This window comes from Nocardioides pelophilus, from assembly GCF_014180685.1.
Taxonomy (GTDB): domain Bacteria; phylum Actinomycetota; class Actinomycetes; order Propionibacteriales; family Nocardioidaceae; genus Nocardioides; species Nocardioides pelophilus.
In genome coordinates this window covers 1-10,311 of record NZ_JACEHF010000151.1, presented here as the reverse complement: position 1 = coordinate 10,311, position 10,311 = coordinate 1, and the positions used below count along the sequence as shown (strand labels likewise).

Sequence of the window (10,311 nt, the reverse complement as noted above, 5' to 3'; positions counted from 1 at the left end):
ACGGCGGTGCGGTGTCGTCGGCGTCCGCCGACCTGCTCGCCTCCCCGCTGGTCGACCAGCCGCTCGACGAGGTGGTCGTGGTCGCCCCGATGACCTCCGCGGGCGGCGCCCCCGCCAACGGCCTCAGCCGCGTCGAGCGGCTGCTGCGCGCGCAGATGACGAGCGGTCTCGACAGAGAGATCGCCACCCTCCGTGCCGCCGGGACCCGGGTGGTCCGGGTCGAGCCCGGACCCCAGGAGCTCGCTGCCATGGGCCCCAACTTCATGGACCTGTCCCGTCGCGACGCCACCCTGGCCGCCGCGCGCACGGCGGTCCCCGGCCGGGTCGCCGCCGCACTCGAAGGAGCAACCGCATGAGCACCCACCACGAGGTCGTCGTGATCGGCGCCGGCATCTCCGGCATCGCCGCGGCGATCAAGCTGAGGGAGGCCGGCCTGACCGGCGAGGGCGACGTGGTCGTCCTCGAGAAGGCCGAGACGTACGGCGGCACCTGGCGGGCCAACACGTATCCCGGGTGCGCCTGCGACGTGCCGTCGAACCTCTACTCGTTCTCGTTCGCTCCCAACAGCGACTGGTCGCGGGTCTACGGCACGCAGCCCGAGATCCTCTCCTACGTCGACGGCGTCGCCCGCCGGCACGGGCTCGACGCGATCACCCGGTTCGGCGTCGAGGTGGTCGGCGCCCACTGGGACGCGGCTGCCCTCCGCTGGCAGGTCGAGACGACCGCGGGCGCGATGACCGCGCGGTTCCTCGTCGCGGCCGCGGGACCGTGGAACGAGCCCAAGATCCCGGACCTGCCGGGACTCGGCGACTTCCCCGGCGAGGTCTGGCACTCGGCGCACTGGAACCACGACGTCGACCTGGCCGGCAAGCGGGTCGCGGTGATCGGCACCGGCGCCTCGGCCGTCCAGTTCGTGCCGGAGATCCAGCCGCAGGTCGCCGACCTGCACGTCTTCCAGCGCACCGCGCACTGGGTGCTCCCCAAGGTCGACCACCACGTGCCGGACGCGGAGAAGTGGGTCAAGCGCCACGTCCCCCTCTTCGAGCGGACGCTCGGCGCCGTGGAGTACGCCGCCATGGAGGCGGTCGGCGTCGCGTTCCACCACCCGAAGCCGCTGATGCACGGGCTGCAGAAGATCGGGCAGGCCTACCTGCGGGCGGCCGTCCGCGACAAGGAGCTGCGGGCGAAGCTGACCCCGGACTACCTGCTCGGCTGCAAGCGGATCCTGTTCTCCAACAACTACCTGCAGTCGCTCACCCGGCCCAACGTCGAGGTCCACGCGACCGGGGTCGACCGGGTCGACGGCTCGACCGTCGTGGGCGCCGACGGCTCCAGGGCCGAGGTCGACGCGATCATCCTCGGCACCGGCTTCCACATCCTCGACATGCCGGTCGCCGAGCTGGTCCGCGGCGCCGACGGCCGCACCCTGGCCGAGCACTGGGCGGGGTCGCCGGAGGCCTACCAGGGCACCGTGGTCGCCGGCTTCCCCAACGCCTTCGTCGTGCTCGGGCCGAGCCTCGGCACTGGTCACGGCTCCGCCTTCACGATCGCCGAGTCGCAGGTCGCGATGATCGTCGACGCGATCACGATGACCCGGGAGCGGGGCTGGGCCGCGCTCGCCGTACGGCCCGAGGCGCAGGCGGCGTACGTCGACGACGTGCAGCGCGCGCTCGTCGGCACCGCCTACAGCGGCGCCAGCTGCCACAGCTACTTCATCGACGCCAACGGACGCAACAGCTTCAGCTGGCCGTGGTCGACCGGGGAGCTGGTCCGTCGGATCAGCCGGTTCGAGCAGGCCGACTTCGAGATCACCCCGGGGTCGGTGCTCGACCCCGTCGAGACCAGGGAGGCCACCGCATGAGCCGTTACCCGAGGATCGACCTCGATGGCGCGCTGGTCGCGATCACCGGTGCCGCCCGGGGGATCGGGCTGGCGACCGCACGGGCGTTCGTCGAGTCCGGCGCCCAGGTCGCCCTGGGTGATCTCGACGACGCGCTCGTGAAGGAGGTCGCCACGGAGCTGGGGGCGACCGCCAGCGGCCACCGGCTCGACGTCACCGACAAGGAGTCGTACGCCGGGTTCGTCGCGGCCGCCGAGGCGCTGCACCGGCAGCCGATCGACGTCCTCGTCAACAACGCCGGCGTCATGCCCAACGGCCCGTTCCTCGACCAGCCGGACCGGATCGACCGGCTCACCATGGACGTCAACGTCTACGGCGTCATCCACGGCATGCGGCTGGTGCTGCCCGGGATGGTCGCGCGCGGCCGGGGTCACGTCGTCAACGTCGCGTCCCTGGCGGGCAAGTTCCCCATCAAGGGGCTCGCGGTCTACAACGCCAGCAAGTACGCCGTCGTCGGCCTCACCGCCGCGACCCGGCTCGAGCTCGAGGGCACCGGCGTCTCGATCACGGCGGTGCTGCCGAGCGCGGTGCGCACCGAGCTGTCGTCCGGCATCGACTACGGCCTGCTCCCGGACGTCGAGCCCGAGGAGATCGCGGCCGCTGTCGTGAAGTCGGTCCGCAGCAGGCGCGCCGAGGTCGCCGTGCCGTCGTACGTCGGGCTGGCGGCCAACGGCGCACCGCTGGTGCCGGAGGGCGTGATGCGGGTGTTCCGGCGCGCTGCGCACGACGACGCCGCGATCACCCGGGTCGACGACTCGGTGCGGAGGGCCTACCTCGACCGGATCGAGAACCAGCACTGACCGGACGACGCGTGGCGGCGGCACCTACGCTGCCAGCATGGGAGCGGTCTTCGGCGTCCGAGCGGCGGCGGGATCGATGCTCCTGGTCACGGGCCTCGCCGTCCTGGTGGGCTGCTCGTCGTCGGATGCGGACGACGGGGACCGGGTGACGCCGGGGACGGTCGACAGCCGATCCACGCCCGACTCGAGCGGCACCCCGACCGAAGCCACGACACCGCGTCCCACCCGCTACCAGCCGCATCCCGCCGAGGTCGACGGTGCCGCGAAGCGGGCCGCGGCGCGCGCGGTCGAGGCGCTGCCCGACGTCCGGCAGGTGACGTACACGCAGTACTTCGGCTACCTGCCGCCGGCCGCCAGCATCCTGGTCGAGGCCGACTTCGTGGGCGGCGGCGGTACGACGTACGACGTGCAGATCAGCCGGACCGGCGACGGCTGGCGGGTCGACTCGATCACTGCGGCCGAACCCGTGCCGCCCCTGGAGCATCCGGGGCCCCTGATCCGTCGCGTGCTGAACAGCGACCGCATCACGCTGCCCTGGGCCGGTCGCGTCGACGTCGCCGCGGGGCGGGTGTCCGACGTGGTGCTCCGGTCCATGCTCGCGGTGGCGGAGCGACACCGGATCGGCATCAGCGTGCTGGTCTCGGCCCATCCGGTGCAGGTCTTCGGCACCGACCGGCGCAGCAACCATCCCGACGGGCGCGCCTACGACATCGGGAGCATCGACGGCCGGCTCGTCGTCGACGCCGGCGCGGCCGGGTCGGTGGATCAGGTGATGCGGGTCGCGGCGGACACCGGTGCGTCCCAGGTGGGCGGCCCCTCCGACCTGGACGGCGGCGGCAGTCAGTACTTCTCCGACCCGACGCACAGCGACCACGTCCACGTGGGCTTCCCCCAGTAGGGCCTGTTCACGGCGCCGCCGCGGCCCTATGTTTCCCCTCGGGGAGTCAGGTGCCGGACGAAGGAGTGCCGCATGGTCGACCCGTTGAACCCGCTGAACCTCGAGTGGTACCAGCATCCCTCCCTGGTGCTCCAGCTCCGCGCGCTGACCAAGGAGCGCAAGGACCTGCGGGAGAAGAACCTCTTCGAGGGCGAGGACATGCGGCCGGAGGGCGACCTGGGCGTGCCCACCCCCGCGGTGGAGCGCGCCCGCACCCCGGAGGGCACCTGGAACGACCTCGGCTGCCCGATGATGGGCGCCAAGGGCACCGGCTTCGGCCGCAACGTGCCGATCGAGAAGACGGTCGTCGACCGCAAGAACCTGCTCAACCCCGACCCGCGCGAGATCAGCCGGAAGCTGATGGCGCGCGACACCTTCAAGCCCGCCGGCATCCTCAACGCGCTGGGCGCGGCGTGGCTGCAGTTCGAGAACCACAACTGGTTCTTCCACGGCAACGGCGTGGCCGACAAGGTCATCGACATCCCGATCCAGGAGGGTGACGACTTCCCGGAGAACCCGATGCGGATCCGGGAGACCATCCCGCTGCACGGTGAGATCAAGGACGGTTGTCCGGCCCCGGTGTTCGCCAACCAGGAGACGCACTGGTGGGACGGCTCGCAGATCTACGGCAGCGGCCAGGAGAAGCAGGGCCAGGTCCGCACCTTCGTCGACGGCCGGATCAAGGTCGACGAGGACGGCCGGTTGCCGCTCAGCGAGGACATCCCCGGCGTCGACCTGACGGGGATGCAGGAGAACTGGTGGTTCGGCCCCGGCCTGCTGCACACGCTGTTCGCGCGCGAGCACAACAGCGTCGTCGCCGCGATCAAGAAGGCGCACCCGGAATACGACGACCAGCGGCTCTTCGAGCTCGGCGTCCTCGTCGTGTCCGCCCTGATCGCCAAGATCCACACCGTCGAGTGGACGCCCTGCGTGCTGCGGCACCCGGCGCTCCAGATCGGCATGAGCGCCAACTGGTACGGCGCCCTCGGCGAGACCTTCCGCGACAAGGTCGGCCGCATCGGCGACAGCGAAGCCCTGTCGGGCATCATCGGCTCCTCCACGGACCACCACAGCGCGCCGTTCTCGCTGACCGAGGAGTTCGTGTCGGTCTACCGGATGCATCCGCTCATCCCCGACGACTGGAGCTTCTACTCGCTGGAGAGCGGCGTGCTGGTGCAGGAGGCCTTCTTCACCGACCTCCAGGGCCGCTACACCCGCGACTTCATGGACAGCCTGCAGATGGGCGACATGTGGTACTCCATCGGCAAGGCCAGCGCCGGGGCGGTCTGCCTCCACAACTACCCGAACTCGCTGCGCAACCTCACCCGCGTCGACGGCCAGATCACCGACCTGGCGACCCTCGACATCGTCCGCGACCGGGAGCGCGGCGTGCCGCGCTACAACGACTTCCGCGAGGCGCTGCGGATGCCGCGGCGCAAGCGGATCGAGGACATCACGCCCAACAAGCAGTGGGCCCAGGAGATGAACGAGATCTACCGCGGCGACGTCGACGCCGTGGACCTCCAGATCGGCATGCAGGCCGAGCAGCCCCCGAAGGGCTTCGGCTTCTCCGACGTCGCGTTCCGGATCTTCATCCTGATGGCGTCGCGGCGGCTCAAGAGCGACCGGTTCTTCACCAAGGACTTCCGCCCCGAGGTCTACACCAGGACCGGCTTCGACTGGGTCAACGAGAACTCGATGGAGGACGTGCTGCTGCGGCACTACCCGGAGCTGGAGCCGGTGATCGGCGACGTCGACCGGGTCTTCGCGCCGTGGCCGGAGCTGGGCGCGCCGGCCCCCGGCCAGAAGCCGGTCATCCTGCGGGCTGCCGACACCGTGAAGTCGTACCTGCCGTGGTGAACCCGCTGTGGTGACGGACTTCAAGCACGCCTCGGTGATCGAGGGGGTGCGGTTCACCGCGCAGGTCGGCGTACCCAACGTGCTGCAGGGCCTCTTCCGGAAGCGGGAGCTCGTGGTCAGCACGGTCGGCAGGCTGCCGGCCGACCACCTCGCCTACCGGCTGGTCGAGGGGCTCGCACGCAAGTACGGCCCGGACCCGTTCTGGGTGCGGGTCGGCGCCGAGGAGGCGCTGCTCGTCACGCATCCCGACGACATCCGGGTGGTCCTCGGCGGCTCGCCGTCGCCGTTCGCCCCCGACCCCGACGCCAAGCGCAAGGGGATGAGCGCGTTCCAGCCCACGGCGCTCACCATCTCGCGCGGCGACCTGTGGATCGAGCGCCGGGCCTTCGCCGACGCCGTGCTCGACACGGGGGCTCCGCTGCACCGGTTGGCGGGCGGCTTCGCATCGGTCGCCGTCGACGAGGCCGACGCGCTGTTGACACTCGGTCGTCCGATCACCTTCGACGACGTCAACCTCGCCTTCCAGCGGCTCACGCGGATCGTCGTGCTCGGCGCCGCCGCGGCCGACGACACCGCGTTGACCGAGCAGCTCGGATCGCTGATGGCGGCCGGCAACAAGATGCCCGGGGAGCCGGCGTCGGGGTACGACGCTTTCCACGCGCGGCTCGCGGAGTACGTCGCCGCGCCCGACGCCGCTGCCCTCACCGGCCTGGTCGCCGACGCGCCGCAGAGCGACCGGACCGACGTCCCGGGCCAGCTGATCCACTGGCTCTTCGCGATGGGCGACACGTTGCCGGCCAACCTGGTCCGCGCTCTCGCCGCCCTCACCGCCCACTCCAAGGTGATGGGAGTCGTGCGCTCGGAGGTCGCGGGCAAGGACCTGACCGAGGTGGAGAGCGTCACGGGCGCGACGTACCTCGCCGGCTGCATCCTCGAGGCGATGCGGCTGTGGCCCACCACGGCGCTCTTCGGGCGGGTGCTGGCCGAGGACTACCGATGGGTCAACGGCCAGAAGACGCCGGCCGGGACCCAGGTGCTGATCCACAACCTCTACAACCACCGCAACCGCGACCGGGTGCCGTTCGCCGATCGGTTCGCCCCCGAGGAGTGGGTCACCGGCGACGCCGCCGACGACTGGCGGTTCAACTTCTTCAGCCACGGCCCGCAGGGCTGCCCCGGCGCCGGTCTGGCGGTCTTCCTGGGGCAGGCGTTCCTCGGCCAGCTGGTCAAGGTCGGGGAGCCGAAGCTCACGAAGGGTCCCCGGCTCACGCCCGACAAGCTGCCGTACGCCTTGGACGTCTACGGCCTGGAGATCGCGCTGTAGGTGGGGTCTGTTCTCAGGGGGTGGCGCACTCCGGCGGCACCGCGAACGACTCGGTGGCCGTGATGTTCGGGCCTCGGACGCGACTGGTGGCGCCCACGCCGACGCCGAACTTGGCGAAGGAGGTCCAGACCAGGCAGGTGCGGTCCTCGTTGCCGGCGGCGGTCAGGCCCATCAGGATGCCGTCGCGCATCTGCTCGAAGTTCGGCCCGCCCGGAGTGAAGTTCATGCCGCCCACCAGGTCGGCCAGGATGTCGCCCTGGCCCAGCCCGGCTGCCTTGTACGACTTCCAGAGGTCCCATCCGATGGCGCCGTAGATCTCTCCGTCGTCGTGGACCTCGGCGCCGGTGACGTCGGCGTAGGTGTTCGGGTAGCCCTCGTAGGAGAACCGCCGGATACCGCCCTCGTCGCTGAACGAGTACTCACCGACGACCGGGTCGTCGCCCGTGATCACCGACAGCACGTCGCTCATGCCTTCACCGACGGCACCGGACATCGGGCCGCCCATCGAGCCGATCATCCGCCACGTCAGGCCGTGGCCGTACTCGTGCCAGACGATGTCGGCGTCGAGGTCGCCGTCCTTGAACGGGGGCGGGGTCGGCGACTGCCGCAGCGTCGTGGCGGCCGGTGCGGCACTCCGGATCACCGTGCCGTCGTCCTGGCTCACCATCAGCGACGAGATCTTGATCCGACCGCCCCGGGGGCCGGACATGCCCACGGCCGGGCCCGGGACGTTGTTGACGACCAGCATCGCCGCGCCGCCGGCACGCTGCACGTTGATCGCCTTGACCGAGAAGTTGCAGCTGCCCCGGTCGACCAGGACCACGGTCCCCGCGGCAACCGCGGGCAGCCCCTCGCACGCATCGGAGCCGGTGCCGACACCGTCGTCGGCCAGTGCCAACGGTCCGGTCACGCCGGTGCTGTCGAGGGGCGGTCCGAAGAACGCCGGCTGGGCCGCGTAGGTCACGCCGTTCTGGATGACCTCGTAGCCACCGGGCGGGGTCCACAGGTACATCTGCATCCGACCCGGCTGGCCGTCGGGCGGCGTCGCGAAGTTGGCGTTGTCGGTGCCGCCGCCGTCCTGGGCCTGGGCCTCGACGGCGTCGCCGCCGGCCCCGCCGTTGCCGAAGTTGTCGTTCTGGAAGTTGCCGGCGGCCTCGGTGAAGCCGGCGGCGTAGAGCGTGTCGTGGATCAGGTTGTTGAAGTAGAAGAGGTTCTGGACGGCGACATCGGGGTTGTCGCCGGCCGTGGGCTGGGTGCCGGCGTCGAACGCCGTGTCGAAGACACCGTCGGCCTCGACCTCGTCGTTCGGGTCGGGGGCGTCGTCGTTGTCGGCGTCGACGTAAGCGTGCGCGTTGTTGCCGCTGATGTGGTTGCTCCACTGGTCGCCGGCGAGCCACCCGGCCGGCGAAGCGGCGGGATCGGCCGGGTCGGTCACCAGCGTCTGGGCCGTGGCGTCCGGGTGCTCCGGGAAGATGTTGTAGCCGTCGGACGTGGTGCGCGCATCGCTGCGCACGACCGAGCCGTTGCCGGCGACCAGCGTCTCGAACAGCAGGTTGTCCTCGTCCCAGGTGAGCACGACGAAGCCTTCGGACAGGCGGCCGTCGCTCATCGGTACGGCGACCTTCTCCACGGTGGGCGGCTGCAGCCAGCCCGGTGCGCCACCGGGGTAGAGCGAGCGTACGGCGGCCCGCAGCGCGTCTCCTCCGCTCGCCGAGGCCGCCCTCGGGTCGGTCGCGCGGACGGTGTTCTCGACCAGGCTGATCAACCTGCCCTTCGCGTCGAACGCGGCTTTGGCGTCGCTGCCCGCGACCCGCAACCCCGCGACGTACTGCTGCATCCGCAGGTAGGTGACGCCGCGGACCGTCCAGGCGCGGCCGGTCGCGCGGAGAGTGTCGGCGGCATCGGTGTCGAGGTACTGCTTGACTGCTCGGCCCGGAGCCAGCCCGGCGCGCCCGAGCGCCTTGCCGTCGGCCCAGTGGACGCGCTCCTTGGCGTCGACGGGCGTGGGTGCGGCCTGGCCGGCCGCGATGGGAGCGGGTGCTGCGAGGACAGCGGCGACGAGGGCGGCCGCGGCCAGTCCTGCGAGGCGAGATCGCGCGGAGATGTGAGTGCGCATGGGAACTCCTCAGGGACGAACCAACGTTCCACGCTAGACCCGCACTGCCGCTCTGCGCCACCGCCGATCTGCACAGGATCTTCACGAGTCGTCCCCGCTTCCGGGCGGCGGTCGGTCCTACGCTCGCGACATGAGTGACAAGCCCCGTCGGATCCTGGTCGTCGAGGACGAGCCGGTGATCAACGGGGCCGTCGCCGACCGCCTGGAGGCGGAGGGGTACGACGTCGCGCAGGCGTACGACGGACCCGGTGCCGTGCAGGCCTTCGCCGAGAAGGAGCCGGACCTCGTCGTGCTCGACGTGATGCTCCCCGGCTTCGACGGCCACGAGGTGTGCCGGCGGATCCAGGCCGTTCGACCGGTGCCGGTGCTGATGGTGACCGCCCGGGACGACGAGACCGACATCCTGGTCGGCCTGGGCGTGGGTGCCGACGACTACCTGACCAAGCCGTTCCGGATGCGTGAGCTGGTCGCCCGGGTGGCCGCGCTGCTGCGCCGGGTCGACCNCCGCGCTGCTGCGCCGGGTCGACCGGGCCGCGCAGCTCGCCCGCACCGGGCCCGCCGACCTGGGCGGCCTCCGGGTCGACGCCGGCGCGCGCCGGGTCTGGGCCGGTGACGAGGAGGTGCACCTGACGCCGACCGAGTTCGACCTGCTGCTGTGCCTGGCCGGTGAGCCCGGCACCGTCCTGACCCGCGAGCGGCTGCTCGCCGAGGTGTGGGGATGGCCCGGGGCGTCCGGCACCCGCACGGTCGACAGCCACGTGAAGGCGCTGCGCGCCAAGATCGGCGCCGACCGGGTGCGCACGGTGCACGGCGTCGGCTACGCGCTGGAGACCGGGGCCGGCCGATGAGCGTCCGGGTCCTCGACCCGGTGCGCTCGGTCAAGGTCAAGCTGGGCCTCCTGGTCGCGGCCAGCGTGGTCGTCGCGGTGGCCGTGGCGACGGTCGGCGAAGCCGGGGGAGTGCCGGCGCTGCTGAGCATCCCGGTGACGATCGTGCTCGCCCTCGCCGTCACGCAGCTGCTCGCCGTCGGGATGACCTCGCCGCTGCGGGAGATGACGGCCGCCGCCACCCGGATGGCGTCCGGCGACCACGGCGTGCGGGTGTCCGCCACCTCGCGGGACGAGGTCGGCCAGCTCGCCGTCGCGTTCAACCGGATGGCCGAGGAGCTCGCCACCGTCGACCGGCAGCGCCGGGAGCTGGTCGCCAACGTCAGTCACGAGCTGCGCACACCGCTCACCGCCCTGAACGCGCTGCTCGAGAACCTCGCCGACGGCGTCGCCGACCCCGACCCCGCGACCCTGCGCGCCGCGCTCGACCAGGGCGAGCGGATGGCCGGCCTGGTCGGCGACCTGCTCGACCTGTCCCGGGTCGGCGC

General features: G+C 71.6%; 10 protein-coding genes. 9 read left to right on the top strand and 1 reads right to left on the bottom strand.

The features are described 5' to 3' along the window. The 6 genes from H0488_RS18705 to H0488_RS25135 form a co-directional block, all read left to right on the top strand. Positions 1–356, top strand: a 356-nt coding sequence (locus H0488_RS18705) for a hypothetical protein (protein ID WP_220794775.1), incomplete at its 5' end; no start/stop codon positions are given. Further along, a complete protein-coding gene (locus H0488_RS18700) occupies positions 353–1,861 on the top strand; it encodes a flavin-containing monooxygenase (protein WP_183100751.1) in 1,509 nt (502 codons plus the stop codon). The genes H0488_RS18705 and H0488_RS18700, both read left to right, overlap by 4 nt. Next, positions 1,858–2,700, top strand: coding sequence for an SDR family oxidoreductase (locus H0488_RS18695; RefSeq protein WP_183100750.1), 843 nt, complete (start codon positions 1,858–1,860; stop codon positions 2,698–2,700). The genes H0488_RS18700 and H0488_RS18695 overlap by 4 nt, the downstream gene beginning before the upstream one ends. A gap of 37 nt (positions 2,701–2,737) precedes the next feature. Next, entirely contained in the window at positions 2,738–3,598 is an 861-nt protein-coding gene (locus H0488_RS18690; protein WP_183100749.1) for a hypothetical protein, read from the top strand. A 72-nt stretch (positions 3,599–3,670) separates the two neighbouring features. Next, entirely contained in the window at positions 3,671–5,497 is a 1,827-nt protein-coding gene (locus H0488_RS18685; protein ID WP_183100748.1) for a peroxidase family protein, read from the top strand. Positions 5,498–5,507: 10 nt separating this feature from the next. After that, positions 5,508–6,821: a cytochrome P450 gene (locus H0488_RS25135; RefSeq protein ID WP_220794774.1), complete on the top strand. Its 1,314-nt coding sequence runs from the start codon at positions 5,508–5,510 to the stop codon at positions 6,819–6,821. Positions 6,822–6,834: 13 nt separating this feature from the next. Here the strand turns inward: H0488_RS25135 and H0488_RS18675 are convergent, their stop codons facing one another. Then, complete coding sequence (locus H0488_RS18675) at positions 6,835–8,937, bottom strand: M36 family metallopeptidase (RefSeq protein WP_183100746.1); 2,103 nt, start codon at positions 8,935–8,937, stop codon at positions 6,835–6,837. Between the two features lie 130 nt (positions 8,938–9,067). Between H0488_RS18675 and H0488_RS18670 the strand changes: the two genes are divergently transcribed. The 3 genes from H0488_RS18670 to H0488_RS18665 form a co-directional block, all read left to right on the top strand. Then, on the top strand, positions 9,068–9,550 hold the full coding sequence (locus H0488_RS18670) for a response regulator transcription factor (protein ID WP_246372466.1): 483 nt from the start codon (positions 9,068–9,070) through the stop codon (positions 9,548–9,550). Positions 9,551–9,557: 7 nt separating this feature from the next. Next, positions 9,558–9,785, top strand: coding sequence for a winged helix-turn-helix domain-containing protein (locus tag H0488_RS24305; RefSeq protein ID WP_312856429.1), 228 nt, complete (start codon positions 9,558–9,560; stop codon positions 9,783–9,785). Further along, a partial coding sequence (locus tag H0488_RS18665; protein ID WP_183100745.1) for a histidine kinase dimerization/phospho-acceptor domain-containing protein occupies positions 9,782–10,311 on the top strand: 530 nt, incomplete at its 3' end. The genes H0488_RS24305 and H0488_RS18665, both read left to right, overlap by 4 nt.

Coding starts and splice junctions, on each gene's coding strand:
- H0488_RS18700 (WP_183100751.1), top strand. CDS start 353: ATGAGCACCCACCACGAGGTCGTCGTGATCGGCGCCGGCATCTCCGGC.
- H0488_RS18695 (WP_183100750.1), top strand. CDS start 1,858: ATGAGCCGTTACCCGAGGATCGACCTCGATGGCGCGCTGGTCGCGATC.
- H0488_RS18690 (WP_183100749.1), top strand. CDS start 2,738: ATGGGAGCGGTCTTCGGCGTCCGAGCGGCGGCGGGATCGATGCTCCTG.
- H0488_RS18685 (WP_183100748.1), top strand. CDS start 3,671: ATGGTCGACCCGTTGAACCCGCTGAACCTCGAGTGGTACCAGCATCCC.
- H0488_RS18675 (WP_183100746.1), bottom strand. CDS start 8,937: ATGCGCACTCACATCTCCGCGCGATCTCGCCTCGCAGGACTGGCCGCG.